We start from the raw sequence: 23,982 nt of genomic DNA, 5'->3' as shown, positions 1-23,982 counted from the left end.
CGGGTTTTCAGCTGCGGCCTAGAATAGGCCCACTCATTTTCTGGTTGAGCGCTCATGCTTCCTGAATGTCAGTTGTTCGGCACCCTTGGATGCCATTTGTGTGAAGTCGCCGAGGCCGAGTTGATGCCTTTCGTTGAGCATGGCCTGCTGGTTGAACTGGTCGATATTGCTGACGACGAAATGTGGTTTGAGGCTTACAGCCTAAGGATTCCGGTGTTGCGTCGCGTCGACACAGGGGCGGAATTAGGCTGGCCATTCAGCTCCGATGAAATCGTAGCGTTTCTGGGTTAATCAGTATTTTCCCGGTCATCCCGCCGGTCGCCGCTGCCATCCATTCCTTGGCATTTTGCGGATTGTTCGGTTACTGTATGTTCATACAGTAAATGCTTCAGAGGGATGAACCGTGGTCAATGTCGAACAGTTGAAGAACAGCGTGAACCGGATGTCGGTTGACGTGGTGCGCGAGGCCGTTCTCGAATTGCGCCTGGACGGGCTGGTCACGGAAGGCAAGACGCCCTTCAACAAACTGCATTTCAACACCTGTTTTGCCGAGATCGAGGCCTTGTTTCAGCGTGCCGGTTATCACAAGCAACTGGATGTGGTTGGTTATCAGGGTTTGCTTTACGCCTTGTATGACCCGGGCCGCTGGGAGGCCGTCGATGTGCTGCGCTGGCTCAAGGAATTCACTGAGGCTGCAGCGCTCAAAACGATCCCGGCCTGAGCATTCTGCGCTAGGTTCGTTTCCCTCAGTGCTGGATAATGCCGCCCTGTATTGAGGGTTTGATTGCCGTATGTCCACATCTACATTCTCTGCTGCGCAGAATCAGGCGAGCACGCTTTATCTGCCGCCCGGTAAATGGCTGACCGTACTCGATTGCCTGTGCGAACATTTCCGCGCCATCGATCGCGCGCAATGGCTGGACCGCATCGCTCGGGGACGCGTGCTGGATGGCCATGGCCAGCCGATCTCGGTGGACTTGCCTTACAAGGAAGGTCTGCGGATTCATTATTTTCGCGAAGTGCCGGACGAAAAGCCGATCCCGGTGGTCGAGTCGATTCTCTATGCCGACGAACATTTGGTGGTGGCTGACAAACCGCATTTTCTGCCGGTGACGCCCGCCGGCGAATACGTTGAGCAAACTTTGTTGCGCAGGCTGATTCGTCGCCTGGACAATCCCCATCTGGTGCCCTTGCACCGTATCGACCGGCATACGGCGGGACTGGTGATTTTCTCGGCCAATCCGCAAACTCGTTCGGCCTATCAGTCGCTGTTCCCGACCCGGCAGATCGACAAGCGCTATGAAGCCATCGCCCCGGCGCTGCCAGATCTGAAATTTCCGCTGGTGCACAAAAGCCGTCTGGTGGATGGCGAGCCGTTTTTCCGCATGCAGGAAGGCGCCGGTGCCAGCAATACCGAAACGGCGGTGGAAGTCCGGGAAAAGCATGGCGATCTATGGCGCTATGGGTTGTTTCCGGTGACTGGCAAGAAACATCAGCTGCGTGTCCACATGACTGCGCTGGGGGCGAGCATCTGCAACGATCCGTTTTATCCGGATGTGTTGAAAGACGTCGAGGATGACTACGCCAATCCGCTGAAGCTGCTGGCGCAAGGTCTACGGTTTATCGACCCGGTAACCGGTGAAGTTCGCGAATTCGAGAGCCGGATTACGCTGCAGTGGTGACACCGCCTCACTTTTCGAGCACCCATGAAAAAGCCCGCATTAATGCGGGCTTTTCTGTATCCGGTGTCGACCCAGAGCTTACAGCTCTTTAACGGTACGAACCTGATCCTTGTTGATGCGAGTTTCTTTGCCGTCCAGCTGTTTGAACTCGTAGAAGCCCGAATCGTCATCGTATTTCGGGGTGTCGACGGCCTGGATTTCGCGACCGTCATTCAAGGTGATCACTGTAGGCGACGAGCAACCGGCGAGGGTGGCAAGGCCCAGTGCGAGCATGAAAGTGGCGAGGGTCCGTTGAGTCATGGGTGTGTCTCCGAATGGGAATTCTTTTGGTTACTGAGCTTGAGACGTATACAAGGCGTGAGAGTTCCTTGAATGGTGTCAGTCTGACACAGTGTTGTGGGCATTTAACAGTTCGGGGGTGTTCAGGTTGGCCAGTCGCGGGTCGTTGTCCGGGCATTGCAGGGCAGTGGCGCCGAGCTCGCGCATGATCCGGCCGGGGCTGCGTTCACCGGCGTTCCAGGCCTCTTCAAAGGCCGGTCGAAGGGCTACCGGAATCACGCACAGTAGCGGTTCCCAATGCCCGTCATGGCGCAACATTAAAGGTTTTTCAGGATGCTGATTGGCGGTCTCGCGCATGCTTTGCAGCAATGTTGCGTCAATGCGCGGGACATCACAGGGCAAGACCAGCAGGTGCGAATGGCGCGCCGCTTTCAGGCCCGCACGAATGCCGGCCAATGGCCCCGGAAAATCGCCTTCGTCATCGACCACCAATTGATCGGCAAACGGCGCGTAACGCTCGCGATTACGGTTACAGGAGATGATCAGGTCGTCAGTCAGTGCACGAACCTTGCGCTGTAAATGTGCAATCAATGGCTCGCCCAGCCACTCGATCAAGCCTTTGTCCTGACCGCCCATGCGTTGGCCGCGTCCGCCTGCCAGGAGCAGAATGGAGCACGGGGGCAATTGCGTTTCGAGGGTCATGGCGGCTCTCCAGAGGGGCGGCGAAAAAATGAGGCGCTGTGATATAACACCGGGCTGTTTCTCCTACAACTGGACGAGCCTATGAAAGCCAAGGCTGATGTACCTTTCGTGCCGCTCAATATTGCGGTGCTGACAGTCAGTGACACCCGAACTCTGGAAACCGATACCTCAGGTCAGGTCTTCGTCGACCGCTTGACCGCTGCGGGCCATTTTTTGGCGCAACGGGTTTTGCTCAAAGATGACCTCTACAAAATTCGCGCGCAAGTCGCCACCTGGATTGCCGACGATGTCGTGCAGGTTGTGTTGATTACCGGCGGGACCGGTTTCACTGGCCGCGACAGCACACCTGAAGCGGTTGCCTGCCTGCTCGACAAGCAGGTCGACGGGTTTGGTGAGTTGTTCCGGCAGATATCGGTAGCCGATATCGGCACCTCGACGGTGCAGTCCCGTGCGCTGGCCGGCCTGGCCAATGGCACGCTGGTTTGCTGCCTGCCGGGTTCGACCAATGCCGTACGCACCGGTTGGGATGGCATTCTGGGTGAGCAGTTGGATGCTCGTCACCGCCCGTGCAATTTCGTCACTCATTTGAAGCAGGCGGCGCCTTGTGAATCCCGTGGGTAAGCCGGGCAAGAGCGGGGCCCTGATGCCGGTCGAGGTGGCGCTGGCGCGCCTGCTCGACATGGCCGAAGCCTCGCCCATTGTCGAGCATGAATATTTGCCGCTGGCTCAGGTTGAGGGGCGGGTGCTGAGCGAAGATCTGATTTCGACGCTGGATCTGCCGCCCTGGCCGAACAGTGCCATGGATGGTTATGCACTGAACCTGGCCGACTGGACCGGCGACCCCATGCCGGTCAGTCAGAAGGTGTTCGCCGGGCAATCCCCGGAGCCTCTGAAAGCGGGCACCTGTGCCCGGATTTTCACCGGCGCTCCTGTACCGGCAGGCGCCGATTGCGTGGAAATGCAGGAAAACGCGGAGGTTCAAATCGATGAAAAGGTGCGCTTCCTCGAGCCGCTGAAGGTTGGGCAGAACATTCGCCCGCAAGGTCAGGAAACCACTGTCGGTGAACTGATCCTGCCTGCCGGAACCCGGCTGGGTCCGATCGAGCAGGGGCTGGCGGCATCGTTGGGCTGTGCCGGGCTGAGGGTCGTGCGCAAGGTTCGTGTCGCAGTGATTTCAACGGGTGATGAATTGGTCGAGCCGGGCCAGGCACTGGGGCCGGGTCAGATATACAACAGTAATCGGGTATTGCTGTGCAGTTGGCTGCAACGTCTGGGTTGTGAGGTGATTGATGCCGGTATTCTTCCGGATAATCTGGCCACGACTCGTGCCCGCCTAGGCGAGTTGCAGGATGTTGATCTGATTCTTTCCACGGGTGGCGTGTCAGTGGGTGAGGCGGATTTTCTCGGCGTTGCCCTGCGCGAGGAGGGCGAGCTTGCCCTGTGGAAACTGGCGATAAAACCCGGTAAGCCGCTGACGTTTGGGCATTTCCGCAACGTGCCGGTCATTGGCTTGCCGGGTAATCCGGCGTCGACGTTGGTGACCTTTGCGCTGCTCACTCGACCTTACCTGTTGCGCCGGCAGGGCGTGCGGGACGTCGAGCCGCTGAAGTTCACCGTACCGGCTGGTTTTGACTGGCCGGTGGCAGGCAATCGGCGTGAGTACCTGCGAGGTCGTCTGGAGCAAGGGCAGGCGACTGTTTACCGCAACCAGAGCTCAGGTGTGCTACGTAGCGCGGCGTGGGCAGATGGATTGGTCGAAGTGCTGGAAGGTCGCACGCTGAGCGCGGGAGACCCCGTGGTGTTCATTCCGCTGAGTGACTTGCTGGGCTGATCACTGTCGTGCAAATGCAGGCGTCGGCTGTATCAGGCGGCGCCTGCAATGACTCATTCACTTAATTGCTGATCAATGTCACAAGCTGGTCGAATCGGCTATTGGCCACCCAACCCAGAAGACCCAGTATTACTGCTGTTGCACCGGCCGAGTAGGCGAGCCGGTGTTTGATCGTTCTGACATCACCGCGGACTTCGTCCATGTCCCGCCGAAGGTATTTGAGATGGGTTTCCAGCTCGGTCACTCGGGGTTCCATATCAACTTCTCCAGTGGTTCTGGCGCTGTTTTTGAAATCAGACTTGTGATTCGCGCGACTTTCGACGAGGGGGGCAACCGGAGTCACTGGCATTCTGGCTTCATGACTTGGCATGGAAGCATCCGCCGGTTGTTTCAAAAGCTCGATTGCAACCTTTTCCTGCTTTCAAAGTGGCAAAAGCCCTGGGGGTGTATCCACTCATTACATGCACGTCCTTGTGTATTGGATTGAAGATCGATACCGCCAGCACACGGTGCTCCAATGCTCGAACCGGGTCAATTAAGCCGATTCCGTATGTTTTGTAAGAAAAAATACCGCTGTGTAGGACGCTCGCGCCAGAAGGTTGAATTAATTAAGGGGGCGGACGGCTTTTTTGCGTGCCGCAGCGGTCAAGATGTCTCAACTGATTCGATTTTGGGAGTGACGTGATGAGTGAGCGCCGGGCGCTATTGATTCTGCATGGCAAGCAGGCACTCAACGAGGCGGTTCGCACCGCCGTCGAGGACAAACGCAAGCAAGGCTGGGAGCTGGCCGTGCGGCTGACCTGGGAGGCAGGGGACGCTCAGCGTTGGGTGGAGCAGGCATTGGCGGATGGCTACACGAAGATCATTGCCGGCGGTGGCGATGGCACCTTGCGCGACATTGCCGAAGCGCTCGCGGCGCATCCGGGTAAAGCCAGCCTGGTGCTTTTACCTTTGGGCACCGCCAACGATTTTTCTCGCGCAGCCGGTGTGCCACTGGAGCCCGCCGAGGCACTGGAACTACTTGATGTACCGCCGCGCGACATCGATCTGGGTGAAGTGGGCGGGCAGATTTTCCTTAATATGGCCACCGGTGGTTTCGGCAGTCAGGTCACGGCCAATACCTCCGAGGACTTGAAAAAAGTACTCGGTGGTGCGGCTTATCTGTTCACCGGTTTGTCACGGTTCAGCGAACTGCATGCCGCTTACGGCGAACTTCAGGGGCCGGACTTTCACTGGAGTGGCGAAATGCTCGCGCTGGGTATCGGCAATGGCCGTCAGGCCGGTGGCGGGCACGTACTCTGCCCAGAGGCGCTGGCCGATGACGGTTTGCTGGATATCAGCATCCTGCCGGCGCCACAGGAACTGGTCGGCACGCTGAAGACGCTGCTCAGCGATGGTTTCGGCATCGATAACATGTTTGTCCGAGCCCGTTTGCCATGGGTCGAAATCAAAGTGGCCGAGGGGCTCTGCATCAATCTGGATGGCGAACCATTGGAAGGTGACAGCTTGCGATTTGAAGCGCGTCCGGCAGCGTTGCGTGTGCATTTGCCGGAGCACTCTCCATTGTTGGGCGGAGCCGGATCGCTCAGTCGTCCAGACTGATGATCTGTTCGCGTACGGCGAACAGCACCAGGCCTGCCACGTCGTAGATTTGCAGGCGCTTCATGATCTGTGAGCGGTGGGTTTCGACAGTCTTGATGCTCAGCCCGAGGCCATTGGCGATTTCCCGGGTGGATTTGCCCCGCACGATCAAGCGCAGGATTTCCAGTTGGCGGGCGGTCAGATTATGCGAGTCGGCGATTTCCGGCTGCTGCTTCTGATTGCGGGTCAGGGCCTGATTGATCACGGTATGGGCGATGGCCGGGCTCAGGTAGCGCTCGTTGTTGCGCAAGGCTTCCAGTGCATGTTCGAGTTCAGTGGCCGTGGTGTCTTTGAGCAGGTAGCCATGGGCGCCGGATTCCAGGGCCTGCATGATCAGCGCCGGATCGGTGTGCATCGACAGGATCAGCACCTTGCTCTGCGGGCGTACTCGCTTGAGCCGTTGCAGCGCTTCGAGGCCACTGGTCTCTTTCATGGAGATATCCAGCAACACGATATCCGGACTCAGTTGCTCGACCATTTCGAGCAACTGCGAACCGTCATTGGCTTCGCCAATCACCGCGTAACCGGGAATATCCAGCACCAGAGCGCGCACGCCGGCCCTGATCAGCGAGTGGTCATCCACCAGAAGTAAGTTGCAAGTCAACGCATAACCTTATTCGTACTGGCCCGTTCGAGTGCGCGAGGCGCCCAGGGGAAGAGTGCTTCGATTTGAGTGCCTTTGCCCGGCTCGCTGATGACGTTCAGGGTGCCACCCAGTTGCTCGATTCGTTCGGCCATCCCGGCCATGCCTCGTTGTCCTTCACGACCCGGATTGACAGCCGGGGCGAAGCCCAGACCGTCATCGCTGATCAGCAACGTCAGACCTTTGGGTAGACGTTGTACGCGTATCACCAGGTTTTTCGCCTGGGCGTGACGCAGGATATTGGTAACAGCCTCCTGGGTAATACGAAAGGCCGCGACCGCCATTTCTTCAGGAATACCGTTAAGACGCTGCTGGCAATCGAGGCTCCAGTGCACGCTGGTGTTGGTCAATGTCTTGAGCAGATGTGCGCGCAGGCTGGCTTCAAGCCCCAGGCTGGTCAGCTGCCGTGGATTGAGAATGGCCGAAACGTCGCGCACCTTGTTGAGGGTTTCTTCCAGGGTGTCGCACAGCGCGGTGCAGTGTTCCTGCAAGTCATCCGGCAGGCGTCGCTTGAGCCATTCGCTCTGCAGTTTGGCGGCCGTCAGTAACTGGCCGATATCATCGTGCAGTTCGCGGCTGAGGCGATGACGCTCGTTTTCCTGGACTTCCAGCAAGCGGTCAGCGAGTTCCTGCGGCTGAAACTTGATCGATTTGCGTGACAGCCGATATTGCACCCAGACACACGCGGTAGCGGCGATGTCGAGCAGTAGCAGTCCGAGGCTAAGTGGTGTCGAAAAACCGTAGGTCAGCAGGCTGCCGAGCGTTGCGGCGACACACAGTATGAGTGTGAACCGGCGTGCATTTTCCCGGGAGGGTGGCCATGTAGTGATTGACTTGAGGCTGGCGTACATAACGGATGGAGCCAATGGATGTTCGCTGCGGGCAGACCGGCCTGAGGCTGGCGGGTCTCTGTCTGAAAATGCTGTCAAGTATGTTATTGATTTCAGCGCGGTTCAGTGAATGTGTTGACCGCCAACTATCAGTGGATAGCTGTCGCTGAAGTCACTGTGCCATTAATTTGAAAGCAACTAATGGGCGGCATAATACCACTTAAGATACCGTTGGTCGCGCTCGCTATATATGTCCAATGAGTCAGGAATTACGTGGTATTGGACGCAAGTTCCATAATGGAAAAGTCGATTTATTGAGTTCGATAGATGTAGGTGTTGCCTGAAGTTGTGCTTCTTAACACACAGGCAAACCCTGAGGCCGGCAGAAAACATGAGTGTCTGTCGTCGCTGATTATTTATTCGGATTTGTCGCTGGCAGGTATGAGCTATTCAATAACGACATTCAACGTATTCGTTTCAAACGCCAGGGCGGATACAGCGAGGTGATCAGGCTTGTCCTGAGTAGGGCAATTGGGGAAAACGTTTGCTCGCAAGGGGCTGCTGAAGCTGGCTTTGGCCGACCTGGAAGGCGAATGCTTCGAGCAACGAGGCCTGCTCACTTTCATCCAGACTCAGTTGCCCGGTCTTCTGGTCGATCAGTTCAAGCTGCCACGCCATCAGCGTGAAGCAATCCTGCAGTGCTTGCAGAGCCTGCTCGTGGAGGTCGATACGATCCTGGGGCAGGTTGAGCAGGCTGTAAATGTGCAGCGAGAATTCGGAGATCGCTTCTAGCGCCAGGGCTTCAGCCCTGCGTGCAAGTTTGAGGAGGGTGCCGAGCATGCACTCGATAGCGTCCCTGTCATTGCTGATCAGTTGCAAATGGCTGAGGCATTCTTCGGACTTGGCCAGGAGTTTTTCGGCCTCGGCAAGGAATTCGGGGAAGCGCTCTACCCACTCTTTGCGGTCCATTGGCATGCTTATCTCCACCACGTCATGTCTGATGAGGGAATGCCGTGTGTGGCGACGATCATGAATCGTCGGGAGATCGCGCCCAGACGTGCAGGTGCACAGACTGGGGGGGTCCAGAGGGCTTGTTTCCGCTGAATTGCGATCGCACACAATAGCCTGACTCCGTTCATGCAATGAGAATGGCGTCACATTAATGGCTATTGGATATTGCGAATATCAGGTTGGGCCTGATTGTTACTAGGGGAATCCCTTAGGCGCGGGAACCTACCGTGCAAACCGAGGTCGCGCCGCAGAGAATGTAGCAGATGAAAATCACTGCGCCAGTAAAGCATGATGTTAATGTGACATCAATGCCCGATCATGGCATTTTTGACGGGGTCTGGCTTGGCAATCAAGAACTGCCATTTGCCGCCGATAACCTCACATAGTGAATTCATCAGAACAAGCCCAGGAGTCATTGATGGCCGGCATTCTCGACACGGTAGACCAACGCACGCAACTGGTGGGTGAGAATCGCCTGGAAATTCTCATGTTTCGATTGGCCGGGCGTCAGTTGTTCGCAATCAACGTGTTCAAGGTTCAGGAAGTGTTGCAACTGCCGAAGCTGACCTTGATGCCGCAGCGTCACCCGTTTGTCTGCGGCGTGGTCAACCTGCGTGGTCAGACCTTGCCGGTGATCGATCTGTCGCAGGCGATCGGCATGCGTCCATTGGTGCCGGGGCCGAACAGCACGATCATCGTCACCGAGTACAACCGCTCGGTACAGGCCTTCCTTGTCGGTGGCGTGGATCGCATCGTCAACATGAACTGGGAAGCCATTCTGCCGCCGCCGACCAGCGCCGGGCGTCAGCACTATCTGACCGCGATCAGCAAGGTCGACGATCAACTGGTGGAAATCATCGACGTCGAGAAAGTTCTCGCTGAAATCGTTCCGTACAACGCCAAGGTTTCGCGCGACAAGCTTGATGATCCGGTGCTGGAGCGCGCCCGTGGCCGTGAAGTGCTGCTGGTCGACGACTCCAATGTGGCGCTTTCGCAATTGCGCGATACGCTCGGCCAGCTCGGCGTGAAAATGCACATTGCCAGCGATGGCCTGAAGGCGCTGAACATGCTCAAGGGCTGGGCTGATACCGGCGTGAACATGACCGACAAGCTGCTGATGATCTTCACTGATGCGGAAATGCCGGAAATGGACGGCTATCGCCTGACTACCGAAATTCGCAACGACCCGCGTCTGCGTGGCTTGTACGTGGTGCTGCATACCTCGTTGTCCGGCAGTTTCAACGACTCGATGGTGAAGAAGGTCGGTTGCGACAACTTCCTCTCCAAATTCCAGCCGGACAAACTGGTCGACGTGGTGCGCCAGCGCCTGATGCTCGACGAAGTCCCGGCCTGACCACACACCCATTGTAGGAGTGAGCCTGCTCGCGATAGCGGTGTGTCAGCCCCGAATCATTACCTGACATACCGCTCTCGCGAGCAGGCTCACTCCTACAGTTATTGCTCTTTGATTCCTGATCAAGCTCGTATAGGGTGGCGTTTTTATCCTCCAGGGAGCTGGCCATGCTGCGTCTGAGTGCGCTTTATCGTTACCCGTTGAAATCCGGCAAAGTCGACGTTCTAAAAAGCGCCGACCTCGACAAGCTGGGGCTTGATGGCGACCGACGCTGGATGCTCGTGGACGAAGCCAGCGGCCGCTTCCTGACCCAGCGCGCCGAAGCGAAGATGAGTCAGTTGTCGGCGCTGTGGAATGCGCAGGGCGGTCTGACCCTGAGCGCACCTGAACAGTCCTCCATCGAAATCGCCTTGCCGGGCAGCGACGCCGAACTGCGCGGTGTGACGATCTGGCGTGACACCTTGCGCGTGCCCGATGCCGGTAATGAGGCTGCGCGCTGGGTCAGCGATTTCATCGGCAAGCCGACCCGTCTGGTGCAGGTGCCGCTGGATCGTGCCCGCACGACTCAGGCAGGTTTCGGCAAGGATGATGATCAGGTCGCATTCGCCGACGGATTTCCCCTGCTGTTGATCGGCGAGGCGTCCCTGCAGGATCTCTCGGACAGAGTCGGTCGTCCGCTGGAAATGCTGCGCTTTCGACCCAATCTGGTCATCGAAGGCAGCGAGGCCTATGCCGAAGACAGTTGGAAGCGCATTCGCATTGGCGATGTCGAGTTCCGCGTGGTCAAGCCATGCTCGCGCTGCATCCTCACCACGATTGACCCGCAGACCGGCGAGCGCAGTGCCGATCGCGAGCCGCTGGCCACTTTGCAGAAGTATCGCGCCGAAGCCGATGGCGCGATGTTCGGGCAGAATCTGGTGAATGACAGTAATGGTCGACTCGAAGTCGGCATGCCGGTGGAAATCCTCGAGTAACCCAAGCCTGAAACGAAAATGCCCGTGTCCTTGGACACGGGCATTTTTTTATCGCAGTGAAACCGTGGTGTTAGCCGCGGTATTCGCACAGGTAAGCGGTGTCGACGGCGACCTTCAGCTGAAACTTGCTGTTGGCCGGAACGTTGAACTGGCTGCCGGCGGCGAAGGTTTCCCAGTCGCTGCTGTCTGGCAGTTTGACGGTCAGCGCGCCAGACACCACGTGCATGATTTCACGCTGAGCGGTGCCGAATTCGTATTCGCCCGGGGCCATGACGCCGATGGTCGCCGGACCTTCAGCAGTACCAAAGGCGATCGACTTGACGGTGCCGTCGAAGTACTCGTTGACTTTAAACATGGGCGATTCCTCGAAAAGGGCTGAAAAATGGAGGCGGCCAGTATGCACAAGGCGTCTGGCGCCGTCACCTGCCCGGCGTCTGTCCGCTGAGTTCTCGAATTGACCCTAGAGTGGCAAGACCAGTGGCAACAGCCGCGCAGTGTTGCGCGCATCCTCCAGCGCCCGATGCTGCTGACCGTTGAACTGCATGCCGGCCAGTTGCAGCGCGCCGTTGAGACCCAGCGGTCGTTCCAGGCGTCGGGCCTTGGCGAAACGCTGTTTGAGGTTCATGTGCGGCACCTTGCTCAATCCACTGTCGATTTGCAGACGCTGCCATTCCTGCAACAACTGCTTGCGGTCGTAATCGCCCCAACTGGCCCAGCCTTCAAGGCGCGTCTGATGCTGCGCGAGCCAGCGTTCGAACGCCGGCCAGACTTCGCTCAACGGCTGCGCCGAGTCGATATTGGCCTGGGTGATGTGCGTCAGTTCACGACAGAAAGGCGTCAGCAACGGCCGCCGCGTCGGTTTGGCGAAGCGCTGGAAGTGATCCTGCTCGCGCCCGGCGCGATCGACCAGGGTGGCGCCGATCTCGATAATTTCCATTTCGGTGACCGGCCAGCCACCCTCATCGGTGGTGGCTTCCAGATCTATGACCAGCCAGTGAGGCATCGCAGGGTTCCTGATTTCCGCGTTCTGATAACTCAGAGCGTAGTCAAAACCCGCATGGGTGTGTGGGCGACTACTCGACCTGCAACAGAACCTGACGATTTTTTACCTGATCGCCAACCTTGACCTGCACCCGCGTGAGCACGCCGTCAATGCCGGCCTTCAGCGGGTGCTCCATTTTCATTGCCTCCAGTACCACCAGCAACTGACCTTTGCTGACCGGGCTGCCTTCGCTGACCAGTACGTCGACAATGGCACCGTCCATCGGCGCTTTCAGGGTACCGGAGCTGACGCTGGTCTGACTGTCGATCACGGCGTGAGTTCGATCCTCCAGGCGCAGACTGCCGGGACGGGTGAACAGCCAGAGGTGCCCGCTATCCAGTCGATACGCGTGACGCTGGCGCAAACCGTCGGTTTCCAGTGTCAGCGACTGCGCGTCCTGATCGATGAGTGTTAACTCGAGCGTGCGTTCGGCAACCTGAACGGTGAAGGCGCCTTGCGCGTGAGCGAGCAGTTGCACTGTCCAGTTCTGTTCATCAAGCCCGAGGCGATAATGCAGTGGCACGCTGGCGTTGTTGCGCCAGCCGGTGAGCGGTGCGCGGTGGGAGAGGGCGCTGGCCTGATAGAAAAGCAGCGCTGCAACGGCCAGTTCCTCGGCATCGGGAATGTAGCGGTGCAAGCAAGGGTGTTCACTGAAGTGCTTGGCAATGAACGCGGTACTGAAGTCACCACTGATGAATTGCGGATGTTGCAGCAGGCCGGCGAGCAGGCGCTGATTGCTTTGCACGCCCAATAACACCGTGTCCTGTACTGCGCGCAACAGTTTGCGCCGAGCCTCTTCGCGAGTGGCGCCGAAAGCGATCAGTTTGCCGAGCATCGGGTCGTAAAACGCGCTGACCGATTGCCCTTCAAGCAGACCATGATCGATTCGCGCGCCGTGCTGTAGCGCTGGTGCCCACGCCTCGACACGGCCTGTTTGCGGGAGGAAATCCTGTGCGGGATCTTCGGCGTAGAGGCGCACCTCCATTGCATGCCCGTTGAGTTGGACCTGATCCTGAGTCAGCGGCAATGGCTGACCTTCGGCAACCAATATTTGCCACGCCACCAGATCCAGCCCGGTGATCAGTTCGGTCACCGGGTTTTCGACCTGCAGGCGCGTGTTCATCTCAAGAAAGTAAAACTGCCCGCGCGCGTCGAGCAGAAACTCCACGGTGCCGGCTCCGACGTAATTCACCGCACGCCCGGCTTTCAGCGCGGCTTCACCCATGGCCTGGCGCAGTTCGGCGGTCATCACCGGGCAGGGCGCCTCTTCGATGACTTTTTGATGGCGACGCTGGATCGAACAGTCGCGTTCGCCGAGGTAGATCAGGTTGCCGTGCTGATCGCCAAACAACTGCACTTCGACGTGCCGTGGTTCGATCAACGCTTGTTCGAGGATCAATTCGTCGCTGCCGAAACCGTTCAGTGCTTCGGAGCGCGCGGTGCGCAGTTGCGCCGGCAAGTCAGCGGCGCTGTGCAGCAGACGCATGCCGCGCCCACCTCCGCCGGCACTGGCCTTGATCATCAGTGGGTAGCCGATGCGCTCGGCTTCACGCAGGAGGGTGGCGTCGTCCTGTTCGGCACCTTGATAACCGGCGATGCAGGGTACGCCGGCTTCGAGCATGGCGATTTTCGAGCGGCGTTTGCTGCCCATCAACTCGATGGCTTCGACGCTGGGGCCGATGAAGATCAGTCCGGCCTGTTCGCAGGCTCGGGCGAATTCGGCGTTTTCCGAGAGAAAACCGTAGCCGGGGTGGATGGCGTCGGCGCCGCTACGCTGGGCGGCGTCGAGGATCGCCGGAATGTTCAGGTACGACTGCTGCACGGGGGCGGGGCCAATGTGTACGGCCTGATCGGCCATTTTGACGTGCAGGGCCTCGGCGTCGGCGTCGCTGTAAACGGCAACGGTGCGGTAGCCCAACGCCTGGGCGGTGCGCTGGATGCGGCAGGCGATTTCACCGCGGTTGGCGATCAGGATTTTGTGGATGGCGGGCATGGTGATCTTCCTGAGTATTTGGCGGTGGATTGGCTGGCCTCTTCGCGAGCAGGCTCGCTCCCACAAGGGGTTTGCGTCATTCACAAAACCTGTGGGAGCGAGCCTGCTCGCGAAGCTTTTAAGTGGCCCACCGAGGTTTCCGCTTTTGCACAAATGCCATGGTGCCCTCGATTCCTTCGTCGCCAGTCACCGCTTCGCTGAACCACTGCGCCGCCTCATCAAGTAATTCACTCGACGGCTGCCCGGCACTCGCCAACAGCAATTTCTTGGTCATCGCATTCGCCTCCGGCGCGCAACACAGCACATGTTGCAGCACCTCATCGAGCCGCTCGGCCAACGCCTGCGCATCCTGCTCGACAAAATGCACCAGCCCCAGACGCCGTGCCTGATGCCCATCGAAACGCGCAGCGGTCAGCGCCAATCGGCGGGTTTCGGTCAGGCCGATGCGCTGCACCACAAACGGCGCAATCTGCGCCGGCAGCAAGCCGAGACTGGTTTCCGGCAAACCGAATTGCGCCTGATGGTCGGCAATCGCGATATCGCTGACACAGGCCAGACCGAAACCGCCGCCAAGCACCGCGCCTTGCAGCACCGTGATCAGCACTTGCGGCGCGTGCTGTGCTTCTTCCAGCAGAGCCCCGAAGGCGCGATTCATATCACGGTAAGCATCAGCGCCCTGAGCGCGCGCGCTGGCCATGTCCTTGATATCGCCGCCGGCACAGAAATGACCGCCGGTGCCGCTGAGCACCAACGCCCGCACTGTGCGGTCATCGCGCACGGCCGTCAGTACCGCGCGCAATTCGCTGACCATCTGCAGGCTCATCGCATTGCGGCTGTCCGGTCGATGGAGGGTGATGTGCAGCACGCCGCCATGCAGCTCCAGCAACAGCGTCTGGCATTGCGGCAGGTTGCTCATTTCTTTTTCCCCGGGAGGATGCCCATCAGTTTGCAGATGATCCCCAGCATGATTTCGTCGGCGCCGCCGCCAATCGACACCAGCCGCACATCGCGATAGGCGCGGGCAACCGGGTTGTCCCACATGAAGCCCATGCCGCCCCAATATTGCAGGCAGCTGTCGCTGACTTCGCGACCGAGACGCCCGGCCTTGAGCTTGGCCATCGACGCCAGCCGTGTCACATCCTGACCTTTCACGTATTGCTCGGTGGCCTGGTAAACCAATGCGCGCAGGCATTCGATTTCGGTCTGCAACTCGGCGAGGCGGAAGTGGATCACCTGATTGTCGATCAGCGCATTTCCGAAGGTCTTGCGCTCCTTGCAGTACTCGATGGTGCTGTCGACGCAATATTCCAAGCCTTTGATCATGTTTGCCGCGCCGAACAGGCGTTCCTCCTGAAACTGCAACATCTGCATCATGAACCCGGCGCCTTCATGACCGATGCGATTGCGCTGGGGCACGCGCACGTTGTCGAAAAACACCTGGGCGGTTTCCGAGCTGCGCATGCCGAGCTTGTCCAGGTGCGAGCTGAGGCTGATCCCCGGCGTGTTCATCGGCACCATGATCAGCGACTTGTTGATGTGCGGTTTGTCGTCCGAAGTGTTGGCCAGCAGGCAGATGAAGTCGGCACTCGGCGAGTTGGTGATCCACATCTTGCTGCCGTTGATCACATAGTCGTCGCCGTCCTTGCGCGCGGTGGTTTTCAGCCCGGCCACATCAGATCCGGCGCCGACTTCGGAAACGCCGATGCAGCCGACCTGCTCGCCGCTGATCGCCGGGCGCAGAAACTCTTCGCGTAATTCATCGGAGCCGAAACGAGCGAGGGCCGGCGTGCACATATCAGTCTGCACGCCGATCGACATCGGAATGCCGCCGCAATGAATGGTGCCGAATTCTTCGGCAGCGACAATCGAATAGCTGTAATCGAGACCCATACCGCCGAATTTTTCCGGTTTGGAAATGCCCAGCAAACCGAGGTCGCCGGCCTTGCGGAAAATCTCGTGGATCGGGAAGCGTCCGGCCTTTTCCCATTCATCGACGTGCGGATTGATCTCGTGCTCGACGAACTGGCGGACGGTACGGCGCAGGGCTTCGTGTTCCGGGGTGAAGATCATTGTTATTGTTCTCCGTAAAATCCGTGGCGGTCAGAACCGGCTGACGCCGAAGCTGTTGGGTTGCAGCGTGCGAATGTCGGCTTCGTGGCAGATATCGAGCAAATAGCCGAGCAGGGTGCGCGTGTCGCGCGGATCGATCAGCCCGTCGTCCCACAGATTGGCGCTGGCGTAGAGCGCGGTGGACTGGCTGTCGAGTTTCTGCGCGGTGACCTGTTCGAGCATGTCGAGCATTTTCGCGTCTGGTGTCAGGCCGTCCTTGAGCTGTTTGGCTTCGGTGACAATGCGCAGCACTTTACCGGCCTGCGCACCGCCCATCACCGCCGTACGGCTGTTCGGCCAGGCGAAGATGAAGCGCGGATCGAGTCCGCGCCCGCACATCGCGTAGTTGCCGGCGCCGTAGGAACCGCCGACGACCATCGTCAGTTTAGGCACCCGTGCATTGGCCACCGCTTGAATCAGCTTCGAGCCGTGTTTGATCACGCCTTGCTGTTCCGATTCGGTGCCGACCATGAAGCCGGTGGTGTTGTGGAAAAACAGCAGCGGCGTCTGGCTCTGATCGCACAACTGAATGAACTGCGCTGCCTTGCTCGCACCGTTCGGGGTGATCGGGCCGTTGTTGCCGATAAAGCCGCAGGCGCGGCCCTGAATCTTCAACTGGCCACAAATGGTCTGTTGATCGAACTCGCCCTTGAATTCGACAAAGCAGGACTCATCGGCAATACGCGCGATGATTTCGCGCACGTCATAGGTTTTTTTCGGATCGTCGGGGATCAGCCCGAGCAACTCTTCGATCGGGTAGAGCGGCTCTTTGTATTGCGGCTCCGGCAGCCACGGCAGTTGCTCATTCCAAGGCAGCATGCGCAGGATTTCGCGGACCTGACGCACGCCATCGGCATCGTTTTCCGCGAGGTATTCAGCGGTCCCGGCAACCTGCGCGTGCATCTCGGCGCCACCGAGTTCTTCATCGGTGGCGACTTCACCGGTGGCGGCTTTCAGCAGCGGGGGACCGGCGAGAAACAGCTTGGCCTTGCCTCGCACCACCACCATGTAATCCGACAACCCCGGCTGATAAGCGCCGCCCGCCGTGGCCGAGCCGTGCACCACGGTGATCTGCGGCAAACCCATGGCTGACATCCGCGCCTGATTGGCGAAACTGCGTGCGCCTTCGACGAAAATCTCCGCCGCGTAATTGAGATTGGCGCCACCGCTTTCGGCGAGGGTGATCACCGGCAGTTTATTTTCCTGGGCGATCTGTTGCAGGCGCAGGGATTTTTTCAGACCGCTTGGCGAGATGGTGCCGCCCTTGATGGCGCTGTTGTTCGCCACGATCATCGCGCGGATGCCGCAGACGTAACCGATACCGGCGATCAGCCCGCCACCGGCCGAGCTGCCGTCCTTGTCGTCGTGCAACTTGTAGCCGGCGAGGCTGGCCAGTTCGAGAAACGGCGCGCCGGGATCGAGCAACAGGTTCAGGCGTTCGCGCGGCAGCAATTGCCCGCGCTTGTCGAATTTCGCTTTGGCTTCGGCAGCCTTATTCAGGAGGTTCTGTTCGAGTTGCCGGACTTGCTCGATGGCCGTGAGCATTGCCGCACGGTTGCGGGCAAACGCTTCGCTGTGCGGGTCGAGTCGGGACTGGATCTGCGGCATGGCCTACTCCTTGTCCTTGAGGACATCGGGCAGGTAGGCCCGGTGAAAGCCGTTGAACGACTCACTGTGAGTGGCCTTGTGCAGTGGCCATGCACGGCTGCCGAGGCTGGCCGCGCCATCGATTTTCAGCGTGCTGCCACTGATGAATGCCGCCGCCGGGCTGAGCAGAAACAAGATCGCGGCGCTGACTTCCGACTCGGTGCCGATGCGCTTGAGCGGCACATGTTCACGCAGGGTCGGAATCACCGCTTTGAACGCGCCTTCGTAAGTATCCATGCCGCTGGAGGCGATCCAGCCCGGCGCCACCGCGTTGACCCGCACGCCGGCATAACCCCATTCGAACGCGGCAGTCTTGGTGAAGTTGTCCATGCCCGACCGCGCCGCGCCCGAGTGGCCCATGCCGGGCATGCCGCCCCACATGTCGGCGAGCATGTTGACGATGTTGCCACCGTGTTTGCTCATCGACTGATTGAACACTTCCCGCGCCATCAGAAAACCGCCGACCAGATTGGTGCGCAACACGGTTTCGAAACCTTTCTGATTGATCGAGGCCAATGGCGACGGGTACTGGCCGCCGGCATTGTTGACCAGACCATGAATCGGCCCGTGCTCGGCGATCAGCTCCTTGACCAGTTGTTTGACCGCTTCTTCATCACGGATATCGCAAGCCTTCCAGTGCGCGCGGCCACCGTCCTCGGCGATTTCGGCGGCGACTTTTTCGAGCTTTTCCGGCTTGCGCCCGACCAGCAGCACATTCGCGCCGAGCGCTGCCAGTTCATGCGCGGTGCAACGGCCGATGCCGCTGCCGCCGCCGGTGACGATGATGGTCTGGCCGCTGAACAGATCGGCGTTGAAAATCGACGCGTAAGCCATGCAAACAATCCTCTAGTCGAGCTGTTCGGCGATGCTCTGCGGCACCGGGATCTGGATTTCCAGCAGTTGCTGGGCGAAGGCTTTGCCTTGCGGGTCGATGCGCAGACTGGCCACGCCGCCACCGCCGAGAGCGTTTTCCAAGAGAAAATTCAGGCTGTGGGTGCCGGGCAGATACCAGCGTTCGACCCGGCCGTGGATCGGGTCGAGCACGTGGCTCATCCAGTCGACAATGACGGCCGGGGTCAGCGCTTCGGCGATCCACGGCAGGTATTCGGGGTTGCGCGGCAGCACGCCGATGTTGCTGTGATTGCCTTTGTCACCGGAGCGCGCCACGGCCAGTTTCACCAACGCCACACTGGCATCGGCGCGGCCCTGAGGTTTCGGCGGTTGCTGGGGAATCGGCAAATCTTCGCTGTCGAGCGCTGCCAATGAGGGCAGGGCACAAGGATGGCGAACGCCGGCCAGATCAATCTGCAAGGTGCAGGCGCTTTTATCGATCAGGAATGAAAACAGACGAATCAGCGGATACACCGTCGGCCGCCCGCCGACGATACCGGTCAGGCCTGGTGCCATGCCGGTGGCGGCCTGGGCGATTTCCCGGGAGAACAGCACCAGTGCCTGTTTATTCGGGTGACGCACGGCGAGTTTGATCACCACTTCACGGCTGTCGTGGCGCTGGCCGTGGGGGCCATAGGTGGCTTCGCTGCCGAGCAATTCGATGTCGGTTTCGCTGTAGGGCGGCCAACCGCGCTGGCTGAACATCTCCGCCGTTTTGGCGATGATTGCCTGACTGACGCGCCGCGCCTTGTCCACCGCATCGATACCGGCGATCAGACAACTGGCGGTGCAGCGAAAACCGTCCGGGTACGTGGCGCTGACCTTGTACTTGTCGCCGGGGGGCAGGCCTTTGGCGCCGTGCACGTGCACCACGTTTTTGCCTTGTTGCTGAAGTTTGACCTGAGTGAAGTCGCAGACCACGTCGGGCAACAGATAGGCCTGTGGATCGCCGATTTCATACAGCATCTGCTCGCCGACGGTCAGTGGTGTGACCAGTCCACCGGAACCTTCGGGTTTGCTGACGATGAATTGGCTGTCGGCGCTGACCTCAACGATCGGAAAGCCGATGTGTTCGTAATCCGGCACGTCGCGCCAATCGGTGAAGTTGCCGCCGGTGCATTGCGCGCCGCATTCGATAATGTGCCCGGCCAGCGCGGCCTGGGCGAGTTTGTCGTAGTCGTGCCACGACCAGCCGAATTCATGCACCAGTGCCGCACTGACTACAGCGCTGTCGACTACTCGCCCGGTGATGACGATGTCGGCGCCCAGGCGCAGGGCTTCGACGATGCCCGGCGCGCCGAGGTAGGCGTTGGTCGACACGCACATCGGCGGCAGCGGGGTGCCGCTGAACATCTCGCTGATGCCGTTGAGTTGTTTGAATTGCGGTTGCAGGTCATCGCCGAGCAGTACGGCGATTTTCAGGTCGATGCCGGCCTTGTCACAGGCCGCTTGCAAGGCGTTGGCGCAGGCCTGCGGATTGACGCCGCCGGCATTGCTGATGACGCGGATGTTCTGCTCGGCCAACTGTGGCAGCAGCGGCGTGAGGATTTCGATGAAGTCACTGGCGAAGCCCGCCTGCGGGTCCTTCAGGCGGGCGCCGGCCATGATCGACATAGTGATTTCGGCCAGATAATCGAACACCAGATAGTCGAGCTTGCCGCCCTCCACCAACTGCGCGGCGGCGGTGGACGTATCTCCCCAGAATGCACTGGCGCATCCGATGCGAACGGTGGTGGGCATTTTTATCTCCGACTCAGCGACCTGCGACAGAAGTGTCTGGAGGCTACCAAGCAAGCGCTTGGTTTGTAAACAGTTGAAACTATCTTCTGCCCAAGCGCTTGCTTGGTTGCCGCTGGCGGCTTAAATTGCGCGCAACCCTGCGGTTTCAGGGGGCAACAGACTGATCGACTGTAGGAGAGAACGGGTGGACGAGCAAAAAGCCCTGAGGGTCATGCGCGATTTGGTTGATGAAGGCCAATTGACCGACCCCGACAGCGCCCGCGGCAAATTGCTGCAAGTGGCCGCTCACCTGTTTCGCAACAAAGGCTACGAACGCACCACGGTGCGTGACCTGGCCGGCGCCGTCGGCATCCAGTCGGGAAGCATTTTTCATCACTTCAAAAGCAAGGATGAAATCCTCCGCGCAGTGATGGAAGAAACCATCCGTTACAACACCGCGTTGATGCGTGCGGCGCTCGCCGACGCGACGAATGTGCGCGAACGGGTGCTGGCGCTGATCCGCTGCGAACTGCAGTCGATCATGGGCGGCAGCGGTGAAGCCATGGCGGTGTTGGTTTATGAGTGGCGCTCGCTGTCCGAAGACGGTCAGGCCAAAGTGCTGGCGCTGCGCGATGTCTACGAGGACATCTGGCTGCAAGTGCTGGGTGAAGCCAAGGACGCTGGATTTATCCGTGGCGATGTATTTATTACCCGACGTTTCCTCACTGGTGCACTGTCGTGGACGACCACCTGGTTCCGTGCCGGCGGCAGTTTGAGCCTCGATCAGTTGGCCGATGAGGCGTTGATTCTGGTCCTCGAAGCGCGTTGAAGCACTTTCTATCCAGCCGGGAAACTGGCTAACTGGGCGAAACCGCCTAGCTTGAATGCATTGATCGGTATTTTTTCGGGGAGTGGGGTGTTTTGAAGTCTTTGCCAATTCGGACGGCCGCGGGGTTGATGCTCGCAGCGCTGGCTGCATTCTGGGTATTGCCCGCTCAGGCAGCGCAATTGGTTCGGGGCGGCGCGGCGCATTTTCCGCCTTACACCATTCGCCCGGAAAACGGCGCTGACACAGGTCTCTTGCCGCAACTGGTCGAGGCCCTCAATCGCCTGCAAAGCGACTATCAATTCGTCCTTGTGCCCACCTCGATTCCGCGGCGCTTCGGGGATTTCAAGCAGGGTCGGATCGACATGGCGATTTTCGAGAATCCCGACTGGGGCTGGAAGGAGATTCCCCACGCGGATGTCGACATGGGTCTTGAGGACGCGGAGATTTTCGTCGCGCAACGCGAAGACGGTCGTCAGCAGAACTATTTTGCCGATCTCACCGGCAAGCGCCTGGCGCTGTTCAGCGGTTACCACTACGAGTTCGCCAACTTCAACGCCGACCCAAAATTCCTCGCGCAGAATTTCAACGCCACGCTGACCTATTCCCACGACAGCAATCTGCTGATGGTCCTGCGTTCGCGGGCGGATATCGCCCTGGTGACGCGTTCCTATCTGTTCGATTACCTGCTGCGTAACGAGAAGGTGCGCGACGAATTGCTGGTGTCGCAGCGCATTGATCAGGTCTATCACCATTACGCCATTCTTCGCCCGACGGCGCCGATTACCGGTGCTGCGTTTGGCAAGTTGCTGCAAGGCCTGCGCGACAATGGCGAGATGCTGAAGATTTTCGATCCCTACAAAATTGCGGTGGTGCCAGTGCCTCATCGCTGAGGCACTGATTTTCCGCAAAGCCTAAATTTTCCCTCTCGGCTCACGTCACATCGTTGAACTGTCGACGATTATCGTGAGCCCGACCCATGTCCAATCTGAATGACCTGACTGCCCTGGCCTTGCCTTCGGGCAGTCAACTGATCGCTGATGCAACCGAAAGCCGTCTGAGCCTGAGCCTGGACGGGCAACCGCTGATCCGCTTGCGCCTTGATCGGGAGGCCAAGGGGCCGATCCAGATCGATGAGCGCTTCGCTTTGCCGCCCGGGCAGGCGCTGTGGGCGGCCTGTTACTGGTTGTTCGCGCGGGATCCGGCGTGCCAGCAGTTGACCTGGCAACTGGATCAGCCGCCGACCGAAGCGTTGCTCAGTGGCTTGCTGGTGAGCACCGAAGTGGCTGGCGAATATCGCTGCGAGCGCACGCTGTTCTGGCAGTTGCCACAACCGTGGCTCGGCACTTCGCTGGCAGGCAGCTATCCGCAGCAAATGGTCATCAGCCAGGGCAAGCGTCATCCGCTGCGCCCGGTGAAGCCGCGGGGCGAAGTGTATCGGCGTTTCGATGCGCGTCTGGGTGCATGGATTTCCTTGCGTACAGTCGAGATCGAAGACGATTTGCCGCGTTTCAACCGCTGGCAGAACAGCCCGCGCGTCGCCAGTTTCTGGCAGGAAGAGGGCAGTCTCGAGAAGCACCGCGAATACTTGAGCAAGCTCGATGCTGACCCGCATACGCTGACGCTGATTGGCTGTTTCGATGATCAGCCGTTTGCCTATTTCGAAGCCTATTGGGCCAAGGAAGATCGCATCGCGCCGTTCTACGATACCGACAATTACGATCGCGGCATTCACATGCTGGTGGGTGAGGAAGATCACCGCGGCCCGCACAAAGTGGCGAGCTGGTTATCGGCGCTGGTGCATTACCTGTTTCTGGATGATCCGCGCACTCAGCGCGTGGTTGCCGAACCTCGGGCGGACAATGCGAAGATGATCGGCCATATGCAGAATCAGTGCTTTCACTGTGAGAAAGAGTTCGACTTCCCGCACAAGCGCGCGGCGCTGATGATCCTGGGGCGTGAGCGGTTTTTTGAACGGTGCAAGCTGGCGTGATGATCTGGCTTCAGGATTTATGTGATCTTGAGGCCGCCTTCGCGAGCAGGCTCGCTCCCACATGGGTTTTGTGGCACTCACAAATTCCATGTGGGAGCGAGCCTGCTCGCGAATGGCTTGACGCAAAATCTGAATCTTAGCGACGACCGGCAATCACCGCATCCCGACGACTGCCCGAGACCTTGCGGCAGTGCACCAGTGCATCACGAATCATGAAGTTGACCAGGGTTGGCGATACGCCGAGTTCCTTGGCGATGTCCTTTTGCGGCACGCCGTGCAGGCGGTACATTTCGAACGCATAGCGAGTGCGGCTAGGCAGCTCGGTCAGTGCATCGGCGATGTTTTCCAGGGTCGAGAAATTGATGTGCGAGGTTTCCGGCGAAGCACCCTGAATGACCACGTTCAGCCCTTCCTCTTCAGGGCCGGAGTACTTCTGTTCCAGCGCCTGTTTGCGGTAGTGATCGATGGCGAGGTTGCGCACGATCTGGAACAGATAGCTCAGTTGAGCCTTGATCGACGACGTGATCGGTGGCGCCGACTGCAATCGGAAAAACGCATCCTGCACCACGTCTTCGGCACGTGAGCGGCAGCCGGTAATACGGGCTGCAATCTTGACCAGAATCAGTCGATTGTCGACGAATGCCTGAAGTAGCGGTGAATCGCACCTGCTTGTGGATACTTGTTCCGTCATGGAAATCACCTTGCTGCCAAATAGGTTAGTGGGACGCCTGGGGGACGGGGCCGTCCTACACATCGAGCGACAAATTATGTTGAATGATAATGATTGTCAATTGAGAAAGAGAACTAATGATCCA

The 23,982-nt window shown here is 59.1% G+C and carries 26 protein-coding genes; 11 read left to right on the top strand and 15 right to left on the bottom strand.

The window, feature by feature from the left end; all coding sequences use genetic code 11:
- Positions 1-54 precede the first annotated feature (54 nt).
- The 3 genes from AC5SEM_RS16930 (at position 55) to AC5SEM_RS16920 (ending at position 1,682) form a co-directional block, all read left to right on the top strand.
- Positions 55-291, top strand: coding sequence for a glutaredoxin family protein (locus AC5SEM_RS16930; protein ID WP_116030546.1), 237 nt, complete (start codon positions 55-57; stop codon positions 289-291).
- Between the two features lie 112 nt (positions 292-403).
- Positions 404-721, top strand: coding sequence for a transcriptional regulator (locus tag AC5SEM_RS16925; RefSeq protein WP_123466484.1), 318 nt, complete (start codon positions 404-406; stop codon positions 719-721).
- Positions 722-791: 70 nt separating this feature from the next.
- Positions 792-1,682, top strand: a complete 891-nt coding sequence (locus tag AC5SEM_RS16920) for a pseudouridine synthase (protein ID WP_137217750.1) — start codon at positions 792-794, stop codon at positions 1,680-1,682.
- Between the two features lie 78 nt (positions 1,683-1,760).
- Here the strand turns inward: AC5SEM_RS16920 and AC5SEM_RS16915 are convergent, their stop codons facing one another.
- Both AC5SEM_RS16915 and mobA read right to left on the bottom strand, forming a co-directional pair.
- Positions 1,761-1,982 (bottom strand): YgdI/YgdR family lipoprotein, encoded by a 222-nt coding sequence (locus AC5SEM_RS16915; protein ID WP_007908660.1) that lies wholly within the window; start codon positions 1,980-1,982, stop codon positions 1,761-1,763.
- 78 nt (positions 1,983-2,060) lie between these two features.
- Complete coding sequence (mobA, locus tag AC5SEM_RS16910; RefSeq protein ID WP_495470883.1) at positions 2,061-2,663, bottom strand: molybdenum cofactor guanylyltransferase MobA; 603 nt, start codon at positions 2,661-2,663, stop codon at positions 2,061-2,063.
- Positions 2,664-2,744: 81 nt separating this feature from the next.
- Between mobA and moaB the strand changes: the two genes are divergently transcribed.
- A complete protein-coding gene (moaB, locus tag AC5SEM_RS16905; RefSeq protein WP_007908664.1) occupies positions 2,745-3,284 on the top strand; it encodes a molybdenum cofactor biosynthesis protein B in 540 nt (179 codons plus the stop codon).
- Complete coding sequence (locus AC5SEM_RS16900; protein ID WP_495470882.1) at positions 3,268-4,494, top strand: molybdopterin molybdotransferase MoeA; 1,227 nt, start codon at positions 3,268-3,270, stop codon at positions 4,492-4,494. Before moaB ends, AC5SEM_RS16900 begins: the two co-directional genes overlap by 17 nt.
- Before the next feature lie 61 nt (positions 4,495-4,555).
- On the opposite strand, the gene AC5SEM_RS16895 is transcribed toward AC5SEM_RS16900, so the two are convergent.
- Positions 4,556-4,864, bottom strand: coding sequence for a hypothetical protein (locus AC5SEM_RS16895; RefSeq protein ID WP_176091754.1), 309 nt, complete (start codon positions 4,862-4,864; stop codon positions 4,556-4,558).
- Between the two features lie 314 nt (positions 4,865-5,178).
- On the opposite strand from AC5SEM_RS16895, the gene yegS reads away from it, so the two are divergent.
- A complete protein-coding gene (yegS, locus tag AC5SEM_RS16890) occupies positions 5,179-6,096 on the top strand; it encodes a lipid kinase YegS (protein WP_123595303.1) in 918 nt (305 codons plus the stop codon).
- Here yegS and AC5SEM_RS16885 read toward each other — a convergent pair.
- The 3 genes from AC5SEM_RS16885 to AC5SEM_RS16875 all read right to left on the bottom strand — a co-directional run bounded on the left by AC5SEM_RS16885 (position 6,080) and on the right by AC5SEM_RS16875 (position 8,583).
- On the bottom strand, positions 6,080-6,739 hold the full coding sequence (locus tag AC5SEM_RS16885) for a response regulator transcription factor (protein WP_116030550.1): 660 nt from the start codon (positions 6,737-6,739) through the stop codon (positions 6,080-6,082). The genes yegS and AC5SEM_RS16885 overlap by 17 nt on opposite strands.
- A complete protein-coding gene (locus tag AC5SEM_RS16880; RefSeq protein WP_331695884.1) occupies positions 6,736-7,629 on the bottom strand; it encodes a sensor histidine kinase in 894 nt (297 codons plus the stop codon). Before AC5SEM_RS16880 ends, AC5SEM_RS16885 begins: the two co-directional genes overlap by 4 nt.
- A gap of 486 nt (positions 7,630-8,115) precedes the next feature.
- Entirely contained in the window at positions 8,116-8,583 is a 468-nt protein-coding gene (locus tag AC5SEM_RS16875; RefSeq protein ID WP_495470881.1) for a hypothetical protein, read from the bottom strand.
- A gap of 454 nt (positions 8,584-9,037) precedes the next feature.
- Between AC5SEM_RS16875 and AC5SEM_RS16870 the strand changes: the two genes are divergently transcribed.
- Together AC5SEM_RS16870 and AC5SEM_RS16865 are read left to right on the top strand one after the other, a co-directional pair.
- Positions 9,038-9,973 (top strand): chemotaxis protein CheV, encoded by a 936-nt coding sequence (locus tag AC5SEM_RS16870; protein WP_038364198.1) that lies wholly within the window; start codon positions 9,038-9,040, stop codon positions 9,971-9,973.
- A gap of 167 nt (positions 9,974-10,140) precedes the next feature.
- On the top strand, positions 10,141-10,947 hold the full coding sequence (locus AC5SEM_RS16865) for an MOSC domain-containing protein (protein ID WP_495470880.1): 807 nt from the start codon (positions 10,141-10,143) through the stop codon (positions 10,945-10,947).
- Between the two features lie 70 nt (positions 10,948-11,017).
- Here AC5SEM_RS16865 and ppnP read toward each other — a convergent pair whose 3' ends face one another.
- From ppnP to AC5SEM_RS16825, 8 genes are all read right to left on the bottom strand, one after another.
- The gene (gene ppnP, locus AC5SEM_RS16860; protein WP_003226701.1) at positions 11,018-11,302 is read right to left on the bottom strand and encodes a pyrimidine/purine nucleoside phosphorylase; all 285 of its coding nucleotides are present in this window, start codon (positions 11,300-11,302) and stop codon (positions 11,018-11,020) included.
- A gap of 105 nt (positions 11,303-11,407) precedes the next feature.
- A complete protein-coding gene (locus AC5SEM_RS16855) occupies positions 11,408-11,950 on the bottom strand; it encodes a 3'-5' exonuclease (protein ID WP_495470879.1) in 543 nt (180 codons plus the stop codon).
- Positions 11,951-12,020: 70 nt separating this feature from the next.
- Positions 12,021-13,982, bottom strand: coding sequence for an acetyl/propionyl/methylcrotonyl-CoA carboxylase subunit alpha (locus AC5SEM_RS16850; protein WP_495470878.1), 1,962 nt, complete (start codon positions 13,980-13,982; stop codon positions 12,021-12,023).
- A 118-nt stretch (positions 13,983-14,100) separates the two neighbouring features.
- Positions 14,101-14,898: an enoyl-CoA hydratase/isomerase family protein gene (locus AC5SEM_RS16845; protein ID WP_495470877.1), complete on the bottom strand. Its 798-nt coding sequence runs from the start codon at positions 14,896-14,898 to the stop codon at positions 14,101-14,103.
- Positions 14,895-16,052, bottom strand: coding sequence for a citronellyl-CoA dehydrogenase (atuD, locus tag AC5SEM_RS16840; protein WP_064120215.1), 1,158 nt, complete (start codon positions 16,050-16,052; stop codon positions 14,895-14,897). Before atuD ends, AC5SEM_RS16845 begins: the two co-directional genes overlap by 4 nt.
- A 30-nt stretch (positions 16,053-16,082) precedes the next feature.
- Positions 16,083-17,699, bottom strand: a complete 1,617-nt coding sequence (locus AC5SEM_RS16835; protein WP_495470876.1) for an acyl-CoA carboxylase subunit beta — start codon at positions 17,697-17,699, stop codon at positions 16,083-16,085.
- A gap of 3 nt (positions 17,700-17,702) precedes the next feature.
- Complete coding sequence (locus tag AC5SEM_RS16830; RefSeq protein ID WP_495470875.1) at positions 17,703-18,572, bottom strand: SDR family oxidoreductase; 870 nt, start codon at positions 18,570-18,572, stop codon at positions 17,703-17,705.
- A 12-nt stretch (positions 18,573-18,584) separates the two neighbouring features.
- The gene (locus AC5SEM_RS16825; RefSeq protein ID WP_495470874.1) at positions 18,585-20,369 is read right to left on the bottom strand and encodes an acyclic terpene utilization AtuA family protein; all 1,785 of its coding nucleotides are present in this window, start codon (positions 20,367-20,369) and stop codon (positions 18,585-18,587) included.
- A 184-nt stretch (positions 20,370-20,553) separates the two neighbouring features.
- Here AC5SEM_RS16825 and AC5SEM_RS16820 point away from each other — a divergent pair, with 184 nt between their 5' ends.
- From AC5SEM_RS16820 to AC5SEM_RS16810, 3 genes are all read left to right on the top strand, one after another.
- Positions 20,554-21,177 (top strand): TetR/AcrR family transcriptional regulator, encoded by a 624-nt coding sequence (locus tag AC5SEM_RS16820; RefSeq protein ID WP_116030558.1) that lies wholly within the window; start codon positions 20,554-20,556, stop codon positions 21,175-21,177.
- Between the two features lie 92 nt (positions 21,178-21,269).
- Complete coding sequence (locus AC5SEM_RS16815; protein WP_495470873.1) at positions 21,270-22,067, top strand: substrate-binding periplasmic protein; 798 nt, start codon at positions 21,270-21,272, stop codon at positions 22,065-22,067.
- An 86-nt stretch (positions 22,068-22,153) separates the two neighbouring features.
- Entirely contained in the window at positions 22,154-23,167 is a 1,014-nt protein-coding gene (locus AC5SEM_RS16810) for a GNAT family N-acetyltransferase (RefSeq protein ID WP_495470872.1), read from the top strand.
- A 136-nt stretch (positions 23,168-23,303) separates the two neighbouring features.
- Here the strand turns inward: AC5SEM_RS16810 and AC5SEM_RS16805 are convergent, their stop codons facing one another.
- Complete coding sequence (locus AC5SEM_RS16805) at positions 23,304-23,858, bottom strand: RNA polymerase factor sigma-70 (RefSeq protein ID WP_016985448.1); 555 nt, start codon at positions 23,856-23,858, stop codon at positions 23,304-23,306.
- Positions 23,859-23,982: the final 124 nt, after the last annotated feature.

The organism is Pseudomonas sp. CH61 (assembly GCF_059429415.1).
The sequence above is the reverse complement of the archived record's forward strand: the minus strand, read 5'-3'. Positions and strand labels throughout refer to the sequence as shown.

Excerpts from the sequence above, each read along its gene's own strand:
- AC5SEM_RS16830 (WP_495470875.1), bottom strand. The coding sequence starts at position 18,572 with ATGGCTTACGCGTCGATTTTCAACGCCGATCTGTTCAGCGGCCAGACC.
- AC5SEM_RS16825 (WP_495470874.1), bottom strand. The coding sequence starts at position 20,369 with ATGCCCACCACCGTTCGCATCGGATGCGCCAGTGCATTCTGGGGAGAT.
- AC5SEM_RS16915 (WP_007908660.1), bottom strand. The coding sequence starts at position 1,982 with ATGACTCAACGGACCCTCGCCACTTTCATGCTCGCACTGGGCCTTGCC.
- AC5SEM_RS16865 (WP_495470880.1), top strand. The coding sequence starts at position 10,141 with ATGCTGCGTCTGAGTGCGCTTTATCGTTACCCGTTGAAATCCGGCAAA.
- AC5SEM_RS16845 (WP_495470877.1), bottom strand. The coding sequence starts at position 14,898 with ATGAGCAACCTGCCGCAATGCCAGACGCTGTTGCTGGAGCTGCATGGC.
- AC5SEM_RS16835 (WP_495470876.1), bottom strand. The coding sequence starts at position 17,699 with ATGCCGCAGATCCAGTCCCGACTCGACCCGCACAGCGAAGCGTTTGCC.
- AC5SEM_RS16870 (WP_038364198.1), top strand. The coding sequence starts at position 9,038 with ATGGCCGGCATTCTCGACACGGTAGACCAACGCACGCAACTGGTGGGT.
- yegS (WP_123595303.1), top strand. The coding sequence starts at position 5,179 with ATGAGTGAGCGCCGGGCGCTATTGATTCTGCATGGCAAGCAGGCACTC.
- ppnP (WP_003226701.1), bottom strand. The coding sequence starts at position 11,302 with ATGTTTAAAGTCAACGAGTACTTCGACGGCACCGTCAAGTCGATCGCC.
- AC5SEM_RS16855 (WP_495470879.1), bottom strand. The coding sequence starts at position 11,950 with ATGCCTCACTGGCTGGTCATAGATCTGGAAGCCACCACCGATGAGGGT.
- mobA (WP_495470883.1), bottom strand. The coding sequence starts at position 2,663 with ATGACCCTCGAAACGCAATTGCCCCCGTGCTCCATTCTGCTCCTGGCA.
- moaB (WP_007908664.1), top strand. The coding sequence starts at position 2,745 with ATGAAAGCCAAGGCTGATGTACCTTTCGTGCCGCTCAATATTGCGGTG.
- AC5SEM_RS16875 (WP_495470881.1), bottom strand. The coding sequence starts at position 8,583 with ATGCCAATGGACCGCAAAGAGTGGGTAGAGCGCTTCCCCGAATTCCTT.
- AC5SEM_RS16920 (WP_137217750.1), top strand. The coding sequence starts at position 792 with ATGTCCACATCTACATTCTCTGCTGCGCAGAATCAGGCGAGCACGCTT.
- atuD (WP_064120215.1), bottom strand. The coding sequence starts at position 16,052 with ATGATCTTCACCCCGGAACACGAAGCCCTGCGCCGTACCGTCCGCCAG.
- AC5SEM_RS16930 (WP_116030546.1), top strand. The coding sequence starts at position 55 with ATGCTTCCTGAATGTCAGTTGTTCGGCACCCTTGGATGCCATTTGTGT.
- AC5SEM_RS16880 (WP_331695884.1), bottom strand. The coding sequence starts at position 7,629 with ATGTACGCCAGCCTCAAGTCAATCACTACATGGCCACCCTCCCGGGAA.
- AC5SEM_RS16805 (WP_016985448.1), bottom strand. The coding sequence starts at position 23,858 with ATGACGGAACAAGTATCCACAAGCAGGTGCGATTCACCGCTACTTCAG.
- AC5SEM_RS16810 (WP_495470872.1), top strand. The coding sequence starts at position 22,154 with ATGTCCAATCTGAATGACCTGACTGCCCTGGCCTTGCCTTCGGGCAGT.
- AC5SEM_RS16895 (WP_176091754.1), bottom strand. The coding sequence starts at position 4,864 with ATGCCAAGTCATGAAGCCAGAATGCCAGTGACTCCGGTTGCCCCCCTC.
- AC5SEM_RS16850 (WP_495470878.1), bottom strand. The coding sequence starts at position 13,982 with ATGCCCGCCATCCACAAAATCCTGATCGCCAACCGCGGTGAAATCGCC.